This is a genomic window from Micromonospora globbae (genome assembly GCF_036184225.1).
GTDB classification, from domain to species: Bacteria; Actinomycetota; Actinomycetes; order Mycobacteriales; family Micromonosporaceae; genus Micromonospora; species Micromonospora globbae.
Window position 1 is genome coordinate 2,872,907 of record NZ_CP108084.1, and the last position, 17,218, is coordinate 2,890,124.

Consider the following 17,218-nt stretch of genomic DNA (forward strand, 5'->3'; position numbering starts at 1 on the left):
TTCTGCGTGAGGCGTTCTTAGGGGGTTCGGCCGTCGAGGGATCCGTGGGGTCGGTGGTAGCTGTAACGGAGGTGAACGACGCCGTTTCGGAATCGGCGCTCGTCGAGGAGCGCGAAGTCGGCGCGCACGCCAGTGGGCAGCCCCGGCTTGCCACCTCCGACGGCGGTGGGCCAGACGAACAACTGGCACTCGTCAACCAGTCCAGCCTGCATGGCTTGCGCCGCCAGGTTGGCGCCTCCAATGGTGATGTCACTGCCGGCCGTGGCCTTCATCTGATGTACGGCGGCAGGGTCGAAACGGCGCTCCAAGCTGGTGGCGGCCGTTGACACCTCGGTGAGAGTCGTGGAGTAGACGACCTTGTTCGCCGATTGCCAGACGCTCGCGAAGTCAGCCATGAGGCCGGACTGCGCGGCTAGAGCAGCGTCGGTTTCCCAGACAGCCATCGATTCGTACAGGCGCCGCCCGTAAAGGAAAGTGCCCACGGACCGCAGGAGGTCGGTGGTGAACGTGAAGACCTCGTCGTCGGGTGGAAACCAGGCGAAGGCTCCGCTCTCGTCCTCGATATAGCCGTCAAGCGACACATTCGTTACGTAGATCAGCTTTGCCACGCCTCTACCTCCCGGACGTAAGAACCCGATGGGGATGTCACCCTCGCCTGCTAGCTGGTCGAGCAGCACGGGTCGCGCGAACGTCTCCGCCTCTCCCCCGTTCTACGAACGACTCGGCGCGGATCCGACGCCATGCCGAGGAAAAGTTCCACGGGATCGTCGGCTGGGTCGCCACACGCCGACGTTGTCCGCTTCCGTTGCGGGCCGGGCGTCTTGACCGGAATCGACTCTTCGGCGCTGAGGGAAAGTCACTCAGCTACGACAAGAGGGGCATATCCAATCAAGGGATGTGCCCTCTGAACTGCGTCGGGACGGCCGGATTTGAACCGACGACCCCTTGACCCCCAGTTTTACAACGATTCTGTCACGCCATGCCAGAACAGCTCGACACATCGGCATACCCGGACAGAACAGCATCGCGCATCACGTCCTAACGCCACCCCATGTCGGACACTCTCCCCTGGCGGACTGTCGCCGTTACCAGGCCCCTTACGGCGAACGGTCAAGGATCCGCGCTGCCGCCCAAGCCAGACTGCAATGCTGAGGAGCGCTGCGCGTCAGCAGCCCAGTCCTCGACGCCAAAGACGAAATCCACCAGAACGGGCCGAGGTAGGTAGGCCACGGCTCGTCCTTGATGCGCAGGATGCCGAGGCACACCCATGGCTGCATCAGCCGACACCAATAAGTCGGCGTCGACTCGGTCAGGTGCTGCCAGGGCGGCGTATCATGCTGCCGTAGGAGTTCGTGTTGATGATCGACATGAACCGACAATAATGGCCTGCGCCTACTCGACGCATCTGGCCGGTTCGATAGCAAACCTAGCTGGAGCAGACAGGTCCCGTGCTGGCCGCCCGGGACCCGCCTGTCGGAGCCCATTCACCTGATGGAATTGACGATCCTTACTCCCGTTGCTAGGAACCAACCGCCGCTAAAGAAGCGGATCATGGCTACGACGGCGAAGGCGATCGTAAGGATCAAGAGCAGCATCTCAGGTGATGGCTAAGGTCGCGAGGGCCACGACGCCGACCACCAGGGCGCGGATGGCCCAGGTGATCCGGGTGAACTTACGGTACGCCACCATGTTCGCCGCCCAGATCTGTCCAACGACCGCCCGCTCGAACGCGTCCTCGTCGCTCGTCGCCTCCACCCATGCATCGATAAAAGCTTCCCGGTCATCGCCGTACCGGCGGGCGACATGGTCATAGTAGTGCAGCGACCATGCGGTCGTCGCCTGTCGCCGCGGTGCCAGCGTGTAGAGCGCCAGCAGCGCGCCGAGCACGATGCAGACGCTGGCGACGAGCAGAACGCCTCTGGCCCAGGATCCATGAGCCGACCTCAGCTGCCCTGCCAGGACCCCGGCGGCAGCCAGGACGGCGGCCGCCTTCACATCGGCGAAGCGGATCATCTCGTTCGCCTGTTGCAACGATACTCGTTCCGCTTCCCTCATGAGGCTTTCAGCCGTTCCGCCAGGTCGGGTCGGTCGTAGGAGGCAAAGAACTGCCCCAGCTGCCCGAGCAGATACCGACGTTCACCGTCGCCAAGCCGCCCGAGAAAGTCATCGATCAGCTTGGCGATCACTAGAAACCGAGACTCGCCGACATCCCCGAATTTCTCGGCGATCTCCTCGAACCTGATGGTGAGTAGCTCTTCTGGCCGGTCCGGATGGTGGTAGAGCCAGTAGCTGCGGGCGACGTCGGGACGGGAGTAGATGTTCTCCCGCAGGTAACGGATCCGCTCCAGCTCGGCCTGCTGCTTCAGACCTTCGAGGGCGGCCTGTCGGTCGACTTCCAGGAATGCCTCCGCGGCGACGCGGGCCTGCGGGCTGACCGCCAGCTGAACACGGACGTCGCCGGCGATCCGGGTGTTGATCTCGTTCTCGGCGTTGCCGGCCTGGGTGACACAGTAACGGACGCTTACCTGATCGGCCCACTCCGTGACCTTCTGCCGCGTCGTCCAGAAGGCGGCCTGATCGTTGCCCTGCCAGCAAAACTCGAAGGTCGCGTCGAACGCGATGTGCGGATGGCAGCTGCGCAGCTCGGCGGAAAAGGTAACCGGCTGCGCGGGTTCCTCGGATCTCCTAAACAAGCCCAACACCCGGCCCCGCCACTTCTCGCTCATGTGCCGGCCAGCGGGTTCGCGCGGTGCAGCTGCTCGTTGAGTCGGCCACGCAAATCGCGGGCGGCCGGCGCGTCCCCGTCGCGAGCCAACGGCTGCCAGTCGTACAGCAGATCGGACATGCGAGCGAGGCGAACGCTGGCGCCCTGCCCAGTCCCGCCGACGCGAATCATAAGGTCGGTGATCAAGTCCTCGTATGCCGGATTCTCGGCCGCCGCGTCCAGCCAGCGGAAGAGTGCCTCACGGAATTCGCCCTGCGGCCCTTCGTTGGTGAACAGGAGCGAGAGGGCGTGTACCAGTCGGGTCTGCCGTTCCGCATCGCCAGCCAGCTCGGCGAGGAGGAACCCGGCCCGGTCCGGGGTTTCGGAGAGCGCCGCCAAGGCGCGCAGCCCGGCGTCGTGCCGCTGGTCCTGCCCGGCCGCCCAGTCGACGACCTGGCGCAGCGTTGCCTGCCGGTGCAGCGGCCGGCCCCAGAGCGACCGCACGGCCTCTACGACCCCATCGGTGACGACGTCGATCCCCCGCCCGGCCAGGTTGTTTAGCCGGGTCAGCACCGCCTGTGGATACGCGTCTGCCAGCGCTCCTCCGCAGACCGCTGCGACCGCGCAGAGCAGCGTCACCCTTCCCGACTGGGAGGCCCACTGGTTAAGCCGCCCACGCATCGCCGCTCCGGCCTCGGGGCTCATCGCCACTGCGGTCATCAGGTCGACAACCAGCGGTCGCAGGGTTTGGTAACCCCACCACCGTTCGATCAACGTGCGCACTTCGGGCGCGTCAGCCCCGGGAAGCGCCAGGGTCACGGCGAGCATGGCCGAGGCAACCTGTCCGGCGACGCGGGCGTTGGGGGAGCCGCCGCGGCGTATCGGCAGGTCGGATGCCCAGCTCCAGAGGTTTGTACGGAATGCCTTGGATTGGTCGCCGTGCACGTAGCGCAGGATCGCGACATCGTAGGAGGGCAGGGTGAAGAAGATCCGGTGCTCGTCGTCGATCCGGGCGTTGACGTTCTTGGCGAGCTGGCGGATCCCCGGGGCGCCGATGCCACCGCGTACGTTCGCCGGTTCCTCCAGTTTCTTGGCGAGCTTCTCCATGGCGTGGAGAACGTTGGTGGCTTGTCCCCCTTGCAGGAAGGCCAGGGCGATGAGGAAGAGCCGGGTCCGCGGATCGCTGTTCTGCTCGAACCAGGCGACCAGTTCTTCGTCCCAGTTCTGGTAGGCCTGCACCGACTTGCGGGCGATCTCAGCCAGCGGTTCCTGCGGATCAACCGCCGCATCCCTGATCCGGCGGGACAGCCTCGCGATCTGCGCCGGGGTGGCGCCTTCCAGCATCGCCGGCAGCGGGGGCGTTTTGAGCAGCGTGTCCACGTCCAGCCGGGCGCGCTGGTCGTCCAGGAGCTGGCTCAGCAGTTCCTCGTGCGCGGGAGCGGTGACCGTGAGGACGGTGAAGCCCGGAACGTCCTCGGGCCTTTCGAGGCTTTTCCGGTCGACCAGGACGACGAGGTACGAGTCCCGCTTCTCCACAGCCTCTCGATAGGCAATGAGCAGCTCCCGCAACCGCCCGTTCCGGCTTCCGGGCGGCACCGTGAGCAGGTAGGCGGAACGGCCGTACGACGACCATGGCACCTCGTTGACGGGCAGGAGCCGCTGCTCGTCGTCGTCGATCGGGATCTCCCGCCGAGGCGAGGGAACACCGCCGAGCAGCCCGACCGCCGCGGTCCGCCGCCCGGTGCCGGCGTCGGCCACCAGCAGGACGTAACGCCGCTCCCGCAGGATCCCGGCCGCCTCCTCCCTGCGCAGCCCGGCCGGGCCGTAGCGGCGCTCCACGAAGGTCTCGATCGTTTCCCGCACGAAGGTTTCGGAGAGTTCCCGGGCGGCCTGGTAGCGCCCGAGCCAGTTGTGGACGTTCTGCACCATGTCGCGGCCGACGTGCGAGGCGACCTGGCCGCTGTTTTCCTCGACATAGGGCCCGTCGTCGATATCGTCGGCGTAGGACTCGTCGATGTCCGGGTCCACGGTCTCGATCGCGTCGGTGGTCATCGGCCACCGCCCCGGTGCTGCGTCATGCTTTCGACCGTGGTGGCGACCTGGCCGGCGTTCCTCTTCACTCGTGGCCCGGAAATTCGAGGCATTACAGGCTTCCCGGCGATCGGCAGAGGCTCCGGCTCACCCGGCAATATGCCGAGCAGGTTCCCGGAGACCTCCGGGAGGTAAAGCCACGCCTGCCGGCTGAACGCCTTGCCGTCGACCGTCGCCGTGACCGGGAGGCAGCGGTCGGGCTGCATTCCAGCGTACCCGGCGGCGATGACGTCCTCGAAGACGCGGTCGGAGAAGATACAGGCCACGAATGTCACGCGCGGGCTGGCTGCGGCGAGCACGGCCTTCACCGGCGCGGAATCGAGCAGGCGGTGAGTCTCGTTGCGCGAGTCCCCGTTGCCGGTCCAGTGGGGATTTTCCGGGTCGGCCGGCAGCGGCCCGACGTGCAGGCTGACCCGCAACTGAAGGCGCGCCCGGGCCTGACGGTTGTGCTCGGCGAGGCGTTCCTGGAGCAGGCGCGGGAACGGGTCCACCAGGTAGGGCAGGACGCGCGTCGGGAGCCCGACGGCAAAGCCGTCGCCGGTCGGGCCGAGAAACGCCGGGCGTTCCCACTCGACCCGCAGCCCTGCGCCGGTTAGTGCGTCACCCACAAGGTCGAGCAAGCTTTTGCTGATCGCCTCATGAGTGCTGCCCGGTTCAGCCGTGAAACCCTTGGCGTCCACCGCCAGGATTGCCCGGTACGGCGGCAGGTCGATCGATCGTGCGAACGGAATGTGTTCCACGGAGGTCCTTTCTCTACGACGGGACCCCCTCAGCGTCGGTTAGGACCACGTGATTCTCTGCCCAGTTCTGGGCGGAGACCGTGTGACCGGCCGCTCAATGCTGCCGGGTCCACGATGGTGACCTCGCGCCGTCCGGTGGCGACGATGCCGGCCTCGCGCAGGGCAGTCAGCTCGGCGACGATCGCGTTGCGCGAGGCGCCGACCAGCTCGGCGAGTTCCGCCTGGGACAGCCGGATCGCGGCCTGCCCGTCGGCGCGCCTACTCTCCCGGTCGAGCTGGATCAGCGCCCGGGCCAACCGCTCCCGCACGGGCAGCACGGCCAGCGCCGTGCGCTGGGCGTCCGAGGTGCGCAGTCGGCTCACCGTGTAGGTAGCGAAGGCCGCGGCGAACGCAGGCCGGGCCAGGAAGCGCCGGAACTGCGGGCCGGTCAGCAGACGGGTGACCGTGGTGGTGAGGGCGGTGACCGTGGCCGAGCGAGGTTGCAGGTCGACGGCGGCCAGGTCCCCCACGACGTCGCCGGCCGCCCGCAGTGTCAGGATGGCGCGGCTCCCGTCGCTCTCCGACCGCACGATCTTGACGCAGCCGGCTAGGACCACGTGCACATGCTGGGTCGCGTCGCCTTGACGTAGGAGCACGGCGCGGGGTTCGAAACGTACGGGAATTCCGGTGTTTTGTACTCGGTGCCACTCGTCCTGCGGGAGATGAGCGACGAGTCCGGATCCACCGTGGTCACGCATGCACAGAATGTATCGCCGACGGTCAGGGCAGGGTGGTGGCCGACCGGGATTGCAAAGCTTGGCTCAGGCCACTTCGTCACCATTTGCGACGTCGCCGCGCTAGCGGGGGGTGTCCCTATGGGGTTTCGTCAAGCGGCGATTGAGGCGGCTGGGCGGGACTGGTAGGGGATTTTGTCGCGGAGCATGGCGTATAGGGCGTCGCAGCGGCGTCGGGCGAGGCAGATGAGGGCGGCGTTGTGGCGTTTGCCTTCGGCGCGTTTGCGGTCGTAGTAGGCCCTGCTCACGGGGTCGGCCAGGGCTGCGAACGCGGCGAGGAAGAACGCGCGTTTGAGGTTCTTGTTGCCGCCTCGCGGTGGGTGCTCGCGCATGTACTGAGCGACTGCGCCCTTAGCCCCACTGAAGAAAGAGGCTGATCGGGGCTCGCAACGGCTATCGTCCGCAGCATGAACGCTGACGTGCCGCCTCTGCCCGCGCCGCTGGCCGGTTTTGCCGGAGCGCGAGAGCAGGTCCTCGATGAGCACATGTATCGGCTGCCACCGCAGGCAGGCCGACGGGTGACCTTCCGCCTGCAGCTTTTCACCGCCCCTGGGCTGCGGCCCGTCGCGGTCGCCACGCAGATGCCCGGTGCTGGCGAGGGCGCTTCGTCGACCAACGCGGCCGAGGCTTGCGCCACGGCAGTGTGGCAGCAGTACTTCGCCGACGACTCGGAGCCACCGATCTGGGTTGTCCACATGATCATCGAGGACGTACGGGACCTGACCGTGGTGACGTTCACCGTGGACTCTTCCGAGCACACGTTGCACACGCCTCGATGGCGGCAGATATCCCCCGCCGCCGTTGACGCGCTCGTCGGTCGACACGTCGACCTGGAGCGCGGGAGCGGCTTCGTCCCGCCCGAGATCGAGCCAGACCCGGAGTCGACGTACGTGGCCCAGCCAGTGGTCCTGCTGCCGCGCCCAGCTCCGTTCCGGGAGGACGGCTGTATGGGGTCCGGGGTGCCGTGGTGGCGACGGCTTGGTCGTCAGCTCGTGCCGCGTCGGGGCGGGCGTGACTGCTGCTGGTACCACGGGGGCGACTGGCACGTCGTGTCCCGCCTCGCCATACGCCTCGCCGCACGAGCTAAGGCCGCCAGCGTAGGCTTCGAGGACACGCCCTCGTACGTGCTCAACCACCCGGACGCACAGGGCCTCACCGATTGGGAACGCGAGGCCTTGTTCTCGCTCATAGTCGACACGATCCGTCCGTATGCGCCCTGGCCGAGCCGGGAGGGCTACAACAACGGCCAGCACCGCGCCCAGGCACTGCTCGACGCCGGCGCACGCCGGGTCCTCATCCAACGCGTCGCCGACTGACAGCCATCCATGCTGCGGTGCGGGACGCTATGGCAGCGGTGGCACCGTGTGATCGCCGAACCGGCGCAGTGCTGGCAACGTCAGCCCCGAGCGAAGCTGCTCACGACCTCGCGGGACCAGCAACGCGCCGTAACGGCTGAGTGGTGTCGGGCGTGGTCGGAGTAACGCCGGTTGAGGTCGGCACCCCGCTGCGTGCGGAGCGGCCTGGTCCGAGCCGGCGCTGTCAGTCTTCGCCGGCCACCGTGATCCGGACCGCAACGGGGGCGCCCGAAGCGTTGACGTCCAAGTCGACCGGGAAGAACCCGTCGTCGACGGACGGCATCGCCATCATGATCTGGGCACCGCCGACTTCGATGGTGAATGCCTCATTCTCGGACGCCCGCACGCCTGCCATGACCTGCCAGTGAGGTGAGTGCGGGCGGAAGTCAAAGGCGAAAATGCGCGGCGGAGCAGCGTTCTTGCGGTCGTTGAGCGCGACCGCCCGCGCATAGGCATCCCGCACCGGAAGCTTGAGCCAGCCGTAGCCGTCCTCCCCCGGCGTGCCGGTGCGCTGAGCACCGAACCCGGCGGCGATCTGCTCTTCGTCCCGACCCCAGAACACCACGTCGGCAAGGCCATCGAGAGGATGGTTGTGGACCACGAGCCGAGTGCGTGCGCGTCCGCAAAGACGAAGCGGCGTAGTCCAAACCAGCGTCCGCCCACGCCGGCTGGTACCGCCCGGCGAGCCCGTCATCGACGAGCAACGCAACAATCCCGGACGGCGTGAGGTCGGGCCGCATCACCGCCAGCCTCGCTATCTCCGAAGGTGTGAGCCGAATCTTGACCTGCTGATCCCGCTTCTCCCGCTCAGGCAACGGCGGCAGATTCTCGGCGACAGGACGCTGTCGCGGCATGCCTCAAATCCTCGGCGAGCACTGGACGGCTGGATGACGAGTCGAGATTCCCACATCCCACATCGGTTATCGCCATCCGCCATCGCATGGGCACCTTCAGGACCGCGGATAGGTACCGCTTCTAGGTAACCATTGCGTCAAGCTCGCCGCCGTTCCCGGGCTGAAGCCGGGGCGCCAACCCATCCCTCCGCGAAAGGAACAGGACCAACGTGAGCACCTCGGACCCGATCAAGAAGATCACGCTTCACAGTGGCAAGACCCGCTACCGGTTCGTCATCGACGTCGGACGCAAGCCAGATGGACGTCGCGACCAGCGGACCTACGCCCTCGACACCAGAAAGGAAGCCAGGGCGGAGTACGCACGGATCAAGCACGAGACCGGCCGAGGCACGTACGTCCGGCCCGGCAAGAATCTCGGTCGACGAATTCCTCGACGAATGGTTGATGTCGGCCACCCGTGACGTGGAGAAGGCCACTGCCGCGAACTATCGCGACGCACTCCTGCCGGTCCGGGCCCGTCTCGGCGGCAAGCCGCTCCAAGACGTAACCGAGGCCGACATCGAGCGCTGATCGACTGGATGCTCACGGAGGGCCGGCGGCGTGGCGGCAAGCCGGGGACGGGCCTGGGCGGTCCGATCGGTGCGCCTGACGCTCGGACGGCTCCGGACCGCGCTGAACGTGGCGGTTCGCCACCAGCTCGTGGTGCGCAACGTCGCCGCGTTCGTGACCATCCCCAGGGCAGCAGCCAAGGCCGCCACCGAAGCGCGTGCGGAGCGTAAGCACTGGGCCCAGGAGGAGGTGAAGGCGTTCCTGACAGGCATCACGGCGAACGCCTGTACGCACCCTGCCTGCTGTCGTTCATGGGCCTGCGACCCGCTGAGGTGTGTGGCCTGCGCTGGTCCGACGTCGACCTCGAGGCCGGCACGATCGCAGCCGGTGAGAACAGCGGACGCTCGTCGACGGCGAGATCGAGGAGAAGGAGGCCAAGTCGGCGGCCGGCAAACGCGGCCTACCGATGCCGGCAACGGTAACGAAAGCGCTGATGGCCTTCCAGACCCTGCAGAAGAAGGAGCGCCTGAAGGCTGGCAAGGCCTACGTCGACAGCGGCTACGTCCTGATCAACGAACTCGGCCAGCCGCAGCGCACCGACTGGCTCCGCCGTTGGGTGTACGAGGTGATGGCCAAGGTCGACGTACGCAAGGTCCGGCCGTACGACGCCCGGCACGCCTGCCTGACCTACCTGGCCGGTGCCGGCGTGCCCGACGTCGTGCTGGCGGCCTGGGCCGGTCGCGCGGACGGCGGCACACTGGCCAAACGGGTCTACGTCCACTCGGACAGCAGCCACCTGAAGGTGGCGGCCGAGCACCTCGAATCAGGGCTGTTCGGGTGACTGCTACACAACGGATTCCAGCAGTACGAGCGTACGCGATGAATTGTAAGACGAAACTGCAAGAAGGCCCTGACTCACCGAAGTGAATCAAAGCCTTGACCTGCTGAAACTCTGTCGGGACGGCCGGATTTGAACCGACGACCCCTTGACCCCCAGAACGGAGCGGGAAACGCAATCGCACGTCACTCGCGTTATCCGAGCCAGCGTCACGTCTAGATGCACGCAGGTTGACGCAGCCGCGCTCATGGCGTGCGGTCCCCGAGCGGTCCCCAGGACGCGCGCGTCCCGGTGGGTGATCCTTGAGGCGCGCAAGCGCGTTACCTCCTTAGCCAGCGTTTGCACTGTTCAACCTCGATCAGTCACAACGGCGACCGTGAGGCGACGAGGCATCAACGCCCGAGAGATTGAGAGCATTGATGGACCGTGGCACGATACAAGCTATGGGCATAGCATGGGATCCCGAAAATAAGCAACTTCGCGACTCGGATGGACGGCTGTTCGGACGCATGAGCACGGTCGCAGATTTGGAAGTGGATCGCGCTTTCGTCGAGGACGTAACGCTAGCCGAGTGGCATAACCTCATCCAGACGACGAAATTGCCAAATGACAACCACCTTTATCTAACAATAGAAGGTGACGGCCCAGAGGCCCTCCTAATATCCAAAGCAATGGATGGTTGCCTTGAAATTATTATGTCAGCAGAGGCACCGGAGTGGAAAGATAAAGAGGGCGTTGAAGAACTCCTTCGAACGGTCTTCGAGGTCAACCGAGACAAGATCGGTGAGGTGAAGTACAACGATCTGTATTGGGACTTTCACGTATGCAGCCAAGCAGACCATAGAACGACCCGAGAGATGTTCTCCCTTCAGGAGGTCTGCAGCCACTTGCTTAAGCTGCCTGAACGGCCTAGGCCAGTGGGCAGCGTCAAGGTCGACGCGGTACGTCAAATCCTGCTCACGGGAACCCCAAACGCCCTGCTAGGCCTACATGAATCGACCTGGCTAGAGGTCAAGTCGCGCGGATACGATGTGGAGTCTTTTGCGGGGAAGGTTGAACTTGCACAAGATGTGGCCCGGTTTGCGAACGGACGAGAAGCAGGCCTTCTTGTCCTAGGTTTTAGAACAACGAAGCGAGACGGCGCAGACACGCTTACCAAAGTCACACCGCTGCAGTTTCCGGCAAATGCGGTCGGACGCTATCGCAATGTTCTCGACAGCCACATCTATCCCCCAATCGAGGGACTTGCGATAGATCAAGTACCCGTACAAGGTGGATATCTCATGCTGATCGGAATACCGCTGCAGTCGGAGTCTTCCCGCCCGTTCCTCGTGCATGGGGCCATTGTTGCAGGCCGAAACGAAGGATCATTCATTTCCATAATCGAGCGAAGAGGAGAAGGCGCAAGGTCCATGAGCCCGGCGGAACTTCATGCCCTGCTTGCTGCGGGACGATCTGTGCTTCGCGGACGAACCATCTAGGAGACACCCACTAATACCAGGGGACAGGAATGGCAGTCAACGCTAAGCAGCCAAAGAACCCGCGCCAAGGAAACGGCGCGGCGATCGGTCCCGTGAGTAACGGACGAGTTTGTTATCTCTGAAGCGCACCGGGATCTCTCACTGCTAGGAAACGGCGCGCCTGATCCAGAACAATGCCGCCATTATCCGAATCGCCACCATCCTCTGGTTCCGCGGGCACTCTCGCAACCCCACCAAACACCTTCTCAGCAAGCATCAGCATGACGGTCTCCTTGCCCGACGACGGCAATGCATCCGTGAAAGATCTCACCGTTCTTAGTTGCACCGCCGTCAACCGCGCCGAGCTTTCCTGGTCTCGATGGAAGGTAGCCTGCCGGCCTGCATACACAAGAAGCGTTAACAGCGGCAGCGCGAGCGCAAGCCTGCTTATCTCTTGAGCGGTCAATGGAGCATCCCCGGCGCGAGACACGATAAACCAGGTCAAGGAAATCGAGGCAAGAACCGTTACCACGAGAACGGCGTTCCACGCCCGGTAACGGAGGCGCTCCATTTGGGCGTGCTCTAGGTAGAAACTAGCAATCTCGCTGCCTGCGATTACCCCGGCCGCCTCCTCCGCGTCTTCGCGAATCTGAGTGATTCGTTCTGCCGTATTCTCGAGATATGCGCGCGCGGCAGCAACTGACAGCACTTCCCCTTGATGCCTGATCGATTGCTGCACGAACTTTAACGCGCGCCGGTCAAGCTCGTCGATCCGATTCGCTTCAAGCAGATCCTCAGCCATGGCGGCGACCAGCTCCATGATGAAGGAAAGATCGGTTAAGACGGCAGAATATTCGGCGTTGAGGATCCCCTGTTCAGCACGATGCACTACCTGGTCGAGCTGTCTATACCTTGACATGCGCAGGGCAGGAACTAGATGCTCGTGACCTTCGATTTCTCTTAAAGATTTCTTCGCGACGTCGAGCGTTACCACGAGATCACGAGCGATCGATTGCAGCTTTGGATTTCGTTCTACGCCAACACGGAGACGGTCGAATCCTTCCTCTATCTGCTCCCCCAGTGTCATCCATTCACGGTTGAGGTGATCCCCAACGCGATCATCCTGGTCGCCGTCTTGAGAGGTAGCCATTTCCAACTGATTGCTGGATTCTGTCATGCCCCATCTCCCGCCGCCATCTCTAGTTGACCTCGCCTTCTTGGTCGTGAATCATGGTGGACTGCCGGCTCCCACGCCCGCATTAGTCATCGCCAGGCCTCCGGCTGGAGGTTCCACATTGGCAGGAATCCGACGGATTGGTCTGACGGTCCGGCTACCGCTTCGGCTTTGCGCCCGCTCCGAGCGTGCTCGGGTACCCGGAGGATGTCACCGTGCTGTCACCAGGCTTACAGGAAGTTCAACCAGGTCAAGCCCTTTTGGTGACATGGGTGACACGAGTGACACTTCAGCCATGGGACGTCGCGGCTCGGTGGTCTCCGACGAGCGTGGCCGGGATCTCGGCCTGCGTGATCACTTGGCCAGGGCCAATGAAGCGGCGAGCGACCAGGAGACCTGCGGTATGCGCCTCAGGACCGGCGTGGCTCGCAGATGCATCAGCGATCAGCCACGGTGTTAGGTCGCGTTCGAAGGCATCCACAGCCCCCTTCAATACACAGCTCTCGGTTGCGATTCCACAGAAGTAGAAATCCGTCCATCCGCGCTGCTTGACAAGCTCTTCACCTTCAGTCGTGAACGGACCATAGACGGTCTTGTCGAGCACTATCCCGCGACTCATAAACGGCGCTAGCTCGGGCACGATGTCAGTTTCAGGCGGAGACTGGAGCCGACGCCAACCGAAGAGTCGTTCATATGGGCTACCGGGGTAGTTCAGGTATCTGGTGAACAGGATGTCACCCTGCCAGCGTTCGACCAGCGCGGCGATGATTGGTACGACGTGCGCCGACTGCTCCCTGACGAATCCATTCTGCACATCAGTCACCACCAGGACTGGCCGGGTTGCCGTCATGGCCTCAACCTCGATCCATCTCTCGCAGGGTTTCGATGGCTTGCTCAAGCGCCGGCATCAGGTCGCTCGTCCGCAGGATCGCTCTACGCATCGTTTGGTGCTGGCCGGTTTCGCGTGGCCGGGAGGTAGTCAGTCGGGAGCGGACTCCCCGAAGATAGCGCCACCCGTACTCAGGCGGAATCTCCGGATCCCTGCCCTGTTCAATCTGACGGGTGATCGCGTCGGTGAGCGCCCAGACGGACTGCACTGCCAGTTCGCAGGCAACTAGCTCAGCCTCCGTGAGAGCCCGCTCTGGCGCGACTGGGTGGTAGACGACACCGGACCATGAGGCGTATCCGCATGAGATGCCGCGTACGCCGAACGACTCAATCCCCGTGTGGTCGTACTGCTCGGAGAGCAGTGACTGTTCTATCAGCTCGGCGTGGGCCAGGTGCTCATCGTCCATCGGACGATCGCGGTGCAGTAGGACCGCCGGCGTTGCCATGATGCGCAGGGCGGCATCGAGCAGTTCGGCCGGCCAGGCCGGTTCTGTGAGCCAGTGAGCCCCGAGCACGTACATCGAGTCCTGGTCGACCTCGCTAATGAAGCGGCAGAGGTAGTCGGCTGCCCACTTGATGTTGTCCCCGTAGGACACCTTGCGCCACGCTGCTAGGGCGGCAATGGTCGACATCTGCACCTCTTCGACCAGGTGGAACACCACGGCACCGGAGGGCCAGACGTACAGGGTGCACTCCCCCTCCGGATGGTCGACAGGGGTTGACCGACAGGCATGCCACTGCGTCTCGGCCGTGGTGAAGTCGAGCGCATGACAGAGCCCCTTGACGCCCTCCACGCCTACGTACGTCGGCACGAACTTATGTGACCGGAGTGTGAAGTGCGGACGCTCCGAGGCGTCCCCTGCTAGCTCCCCGAACAGGTCATGCGGTTTGGCGCGGTAGGCCAGGCAGTAGAGCTGCCGGTAAATCGGGTCAGTGACCGCCACCCGGCCCGTCTCATGGCGGTACATCGCCTTCTCGATCGCCTCGACCGTGGGTGTCCCCCGGATGCCGTGCTGTAGGCCGAGGCGGTGCAGCTCCCGCGCGGCGCGTTTCCGCGACTCCCACCCGGCAGCCTTGCGCCGGTTGACCAGCACCAGATTGGGCTTGAACTGCCGAGTGGCCTCAGTGGACATACGCCGTGTCCCTCGTGTCCGTGCCTGGGGTCTGCCCGACTCGTAGATCGCGAGGCAGTCTCATAGGCAGGCGGGCCGGAGCCCGATAAAGACCGAAGCCAATGAGGGGAGGCATCAGATGATCCGGACTACTCGGTCGGGGTGCCTTTGCGTGGCCTCTCCGCCTGCCATTGCTGAATGGTCCTGGGCTTCCAGGCCGGGGAGCGGCCGAACATCCGATCGGGCGCGGGCGCCTGGCCGCGAGACACGTAGGAGGCCCACGTGGCACGGCTGATGGGGGCACCTACCGACGCCAGGTAGGCACGCACGTGCTCCGTAGTCCACCAGTCGGTGGGCAGATCAGCAGCAGACATCAGTACAAGCCTACGCGGTAGTCATCCTTGCGCGAATACAACGTCGCGCTGTAGCTTGCGAATACAACGTCGAGTTGTATCCGGCCGGATGGTCAGGAGAACGGCGGCGCAGGTTGCCGTACGCCCATGGACGCCGGATCAGGTCGTTCATTGACAACTCCACAGCGACAGGAACAAGCGCGTGAGGCCGCTGATCAGGAACTTTGCCTTGAGTCACATGGTGGCCGACCCCGGTAGGTCCCGGGCGAGCGGAGCGAGTGAGGCGGACAGCGCGCGCTACAGCACGGCCTCGGGGCGTGGATCTCGCCACGCCCCGAGTCCTCCCCCGTTCACATCGACTCCCCCGGAGGCTCCTGTGAGGAAGCGCCTTGCCCCCGTCCCCGTCGAGCCGACCGCCGCCGACCTGGCCGGCATCGAGTCGGAGTGGCCGCTGATCGCGGCCGAGCTGGACCTGCTCGACGCCGAAATCACGATGCTCTACGCCGAGGACCACGGCGGCCCGACCGTCCTGGACTGGCGGCGTCTGCGGCGGGCCGAGGCCCGCGTCACCCGCGCCGCCGCCGAGCTGGCCGCCCGCGCCACCGACCCGGGCCGCGTGGCCTGATGTCCCGCATCCGCGCCGCCTTTCACGACCCGGACGGGGCGCGGTACGGCATCCCCACCTACTGGTGGCAGGGTGCCCCGCCTGGCTACGCCACCCGCCGCCAACTGGCCGCCGCCGGCCTACGCCCCGGCGGTCAACCCGTCGCCGCTCAGGTGCTCTGGGCCGGTGTCGGCGGCATCCGTGCCGCGTACCTGTACCGGCTCGAGCTGGCCGCACCGAAACGCACCGCCACCCCCGCGCAACTGCGGGCTATCCGGGCCGCGCTGCTGGCCCGGCGCACCTGCCGCACCTGCGGCCAGGTGCGGCCGTACTACATCCCGCGCTCGCTCGGCGAGTGCCTGACCTGCGCCTACCCCCAGGAGGTGGCCGCATGACACGCCCGATCACCACCTTGCGCCGGCCCGCCGGGCACGCCGTGAACCGGCGGATCGTCGGCACACCGGCCGAGGTCGCCGCCGCCGTCGCCACCCTGCGCGACGCCGACCGGTTGCTGTCCATGTCGATTCCCCGGCAGATGCCCGGCACCGACCCGCGCGTGTGGGTCACGGTCCGCTTCATCGACCGGCCCCGCCCCGCCCGCACCGTCTACGCCCGGTCCCGCCGCCGAGCAGTGACCGTCGCGGCCGTCGCCGTGCCGGCCACGGTCGCCGTGGCGGTGGCCGGTTGGGTCGCGGTGCAGCTCGTCACCGCGCTGATTGCGCTGCTGCCTGTACTGGCCGGTGGGCTGTTCGTGCTCGCCGTCATCGCGCTGCTGCTGCGCCGTTCCGGGGTCTGCTGCCCCGGCCTGCACTGCCCCGGATGCAAGCACTAACCGAGAAGGGACACCGCTGCCATGACTGCCCCCACGATCAACGGCACCCGCTACCCCCAACCCGTCGAAGACCTGTTGCCGGCCGCCCGCAAGCTCACCGCCGAACTCGGCGCGATCCCGTCACGCAACCGGCTGATGCGCGAGTACCGCATCGGCGCACCCAAGGCCGACGAACTGCTGTCGCGGCTGCGCGAAGAACGCGACCGGCAGGCCCACGTCAACGCCTTGCACGCCGCGATGGTCACGCGCGGCAGCCTCGCCGAGCGGGTGGAGCTGTCCCCCACCGACACCCACACGCCCGCCACGGACCCGGCCACCCCACCGGCCGCATCCGAGTCCACCGCACCCGCCGCAGACGCCGCTCCGGCCGAGGCGATCGAGGCAGATGCCGAGGCCAGCACCCCCGGTCACCCGGTCACGCCCACCCCGGCCAAGCCGGCCGCGCCGCCGCGTCCGGCGGTGGTGTGGCCGGTGGTGCTGCTGGCGCTGCCGGCGTTCGTCGCCATCTGGGGCGGCTGGGTCGGACTCGGCGGACTCACCGGATTCGGCAAAGTGAACCTGCTGCCCGGCATCGGTTCCGGATGGACCATCGACACCGCGATCACGCTGCCGATCGGCGTGGAGACGTACGGCGCGTACGCGCTCTACGTGTGGCTGTCCGGCCGCGTGCCCGAGCGGGCACGCCGGTTCGCCAAGTGGTCCGCCATCGCGTCCCTCGGGGTTGGGGCGCTCGGCCAGGTCGCCTATCACCTGCTCGTGGCCGCCGGCATGGACGCCGCGCCGTGGTGGATCACCACCGCCGTCGCGTGCCTGCCGGTCGCGGTGCTCGGCATGGGCGCCGCCCTCGCTCACCTCGTGCGCTCGCACGACTAGCGCCGCCCGGCGGCACGG

At 65.7% G+C, this 17,218-nt stretch carries 18 protein-coding genes and 1 pseudogene; 8 read left to right on the forward strand and 11 right to left on the reverse strand.

Going from position 1 to position 17,218, the window contains the following annotated elements; translation table 11 throughout:
- Window positions 1-17: 17 nt before the first annotated feature.
- The 7 genes and pseudogenes from OG994_RS12630 to OG994_RS12660 form a co-directional block, all read right to left on the reverse strand.
- Window positions 18-608 (reverse strand): dihydrofolate reductase family protein, encoded by a 591-nt coding sequence (locus tag OG994_RS12630; protein ID WP_328853364.1) that lies wholly within the window; start codon window positions 606-608, stop codon window positions 18-20.
- A gap of 988 nt (window positions 609-1,596) precedes the next feature.
- On the reverse strand, window positions 1,597-2,031 hold the full coding sequence (locus tag OG994_RS12635) for a Pycsar system effector family protein (protein WP_328853365.1): 435 nt from the start codon (window positions 2,029-2,031) through the stop codon (window positions 1,597-1,599).
- Between the two features lie 20 nt (window positions 2,032-2,051).
- Complete coding sequence (locus OG994_RS12640) at window positions 2,052-2,726, reverse strand: hypothetical protein (RefSeq protein WP_328853366.1); 675 nt, start codon at window positions 2,724-2,726, stop codon at window positions 2,052-2,054.
- Complete coding sequence (locus OG994_RS12645; protein WP_328853367.1) at window positions 2,723-4,756, reverse strand: hypothetical protein; 2,034 nt, start codon at window positions 4,754-4,756, stop codon at window positions 2,723-2,725. The genes OG994_RS12640 and OG994_RS12645 overlap by 4 nt, the downstream gene beginning before the upstream one ends.
- Complete coding sequence (locus tag OG994_RS12650) at window positions 4,753-5,535, reverse strand: hypothetical protein (RefSeq protein ID WP_328853368.1); 783 nt, start codon at window positions 5,533-5,535, stop codon at window positions 4,753-4,755. The genes OG994_RS12645 and OG994_RS12650 overlap by 4 nt, the downstream gene beginning before the upstream one ends.
- A gap of 29 nt (window positions 5,536-5,564) precedes the next feature.
- Window positions 5,565-6,272, reverse strand: a complete 708-nt coding sequence (locus OG994_RS12655) for a Crp/Fnr family transcriptional regulator (RefSeq protein WP_328853369.1) — start codon at window positions 6,270-6,272, stop codon at window positions 5,565-5,567.
- A 128-nt stretch (window positions 6,273-6,400) separates the two neighbouring features.
- Window positions 6,401-6,634, reverse strand: a pseudogene (locus OG994_RS12660) (IS110 family transposase); the annotation flags it as partial.
- Window positions 6,635-6,715: 81 nt separating this feature from the next.
- Between OG994_RS12660 and OG994_RS12665 the strand changes: the two are divergent.
- The gene (locus OG994_RS12665; protein WP_328853370.1) at window positions 6,716-7,624 is read left to right on the forward strand and encodes a hypothetical protein; all 909 of its coding nucleotides are present in this window, start codon (window positions 6,716-6,718) and stop codon (window positions 7,622-7,624) included.
- Window positions 7,625-7,847: 223 nt separating this feature from the next.
- Here the strand turns inward: OG994_RS12665 and OG994_RS12670 are convergent, their stop codons facing one another.
- Window positions 7,848-8,264: a hypothetical protein gene (locus OG994_RS12670; protein WP_328853371.1), complete on the reverse strand. Its 417-nt coding sequence runs from the start codon at window positions 8,262-8,264 to the stop codon at window positions 7,848-7,850.
- Between the two features lie 462 nt (window positions 8,265-8,726).
- Between OG994_RS12670 and OG994_RS12675 the strand changes: the two genes are divergently transcribed.
- The 3 genes from OG994_RS12675 to OG994_RS12685 all read left to right on the forward strand — a co-directional run bounded on the left by OG994_RS12675 (window position 8,727) and on the right by OG994_RS12685 (window position 11,385).
- Window positions 8,727-8,978 (forward strand): hypothetical protein, encoded by a 252-nt coding sequence (locus OG994_RS12675; RefSeq protein WP_328853372.1) that lies wholly within the window; start codon window positions 8,727-8,729, stop codon window positions 8,976-8,978.
- Window positions 8,979-9,559: 581 nt separating this feature from the next.
- Window positions 9,560-9,907 carry a hypothetical protein gene (locus tag OG994_RS12680; RefSeq protein WP_396845490.1) on the forward strand — a complete coding sequence of 116 codons (348 nt, stop codon included), beginning with the start codon at window positions 9,560-9,562 and terminating at the stop codon, window positions 9,905-9,907.
- Between the two features lie 416 nt (window positions 9,908-10,323).
- Complete coding sequence (locus tag OG994_RS12685; protein ID WP_328853374.1) at window positions 10,324-11,385, forward strand: hypothetical protein; 1,062 nt, start codon at window positions 10,324-10,326, stop codon at window positions 11,383-11,385.
- A gap of 112 nt (window positions 11,386-11,497) precedes the next feature.
- On the opposite strand, the gene OG994_RS12690 is transcribed toward OG994_RS12685, so the two are convergent.
- From OG994_RS12690 to OG994_RS12700, 3 genes are all read right to left on the reverse strand, one after another.
- A complete protein-coding gene (locus OG994_RS12690; protein ID WP_328853375.1) occupies window positions 11,498-12,541 on the reverse strand; it encodes a hypothetical protein in 1,044 nt (347 codons plus the stop codon).
- 286 nt (window positions 12,542-12,827) lie between these two features.
- Window positions 12,828-13,388 (reverse strand): cysteine hydrolase, encoded by a 561-nt coding sequence (locus OG994_RS12695; RefSeq protein WP_328853376.1) that lies wholly within the window; start codon window positions 13,386-13,388, stop codon window positions 12,828-12,830.
- Window positions 13,389-13,392: 4 nt separating this feature from the next.
- Window positions 13,393-14,559, reverse strand: a complete 1,167-nt coding sequence (locus tag OG994_RS12700; RefSeq protein ID WP_328853377.1) for a hypothetical protein — start codon at window positions 14,557-14,559, stop codon at window positions 13,393-13,395.
- Between the two features lie 708 nt (window positions 14,560-15,267).
- On the opposite strand from OG994_RS12700, the gene OG994_RS12705 reads away from it, so the two are divergent.
- Genes OG994_RS12705 through OG994_RS12720 form a run of 4 tightly spaced genes read left to right on the forward strand, consistent with a single transcriptional unit; the run spans window position 15,268 to window position 17,200 of the window.
- A complete protein-coding gene (locus OG994_RS12705; protein WP_328853378.1) occupies window positions 15,268-15,516 on the forward strand; it encodes a DUF6284 family protein in 249 nt (82 codons plus the stop codon).
- On the forward strand, window positions 15,516-15,890 hold the full coding sequence (locus tag OG994_RS12710) for an RRQRL motif-containing zinc-binding protein (RefSeq protein WP_328853379.1): 375 nt from the start codon (window positions 15,516-15,518) through the stop codon (window positions 15,888-15,890). Before OG994_RS12705 ends, OG994_RS12710 begins: the two co-directional genes overlap by 1 nt.
- Complete coding sequence (locus tag OG994_RS12715) at window positions 15,887-16,327, forward strand: hypothetical protein (protein WP_328853380.1); 441 nt, start codon at window positions 15,887-15,889, stop codon at window positions 16,325-16,327. Before OG994_RS12710 ends, OG994_RS12715 begins: the two co-directional genes overlap by 4 nt.
- A 21-nt stretch (window positions 16,328-16,348) precedes the next feature.
- The gene (locus OG994_RS12720; RefSeq protein WP_328853381.1) at window positions 16,349-17,200 is read left to right on the forward strand and encodes an ABC transporter permease; all 852 of its coding nucleotides are present in this window, start codon (window positions 16,349-16,351) and stop codon (window positions 17,198-17,200) included.
- Window positions 17,201-17,218 lie beyond the last annotated feature (18 nt).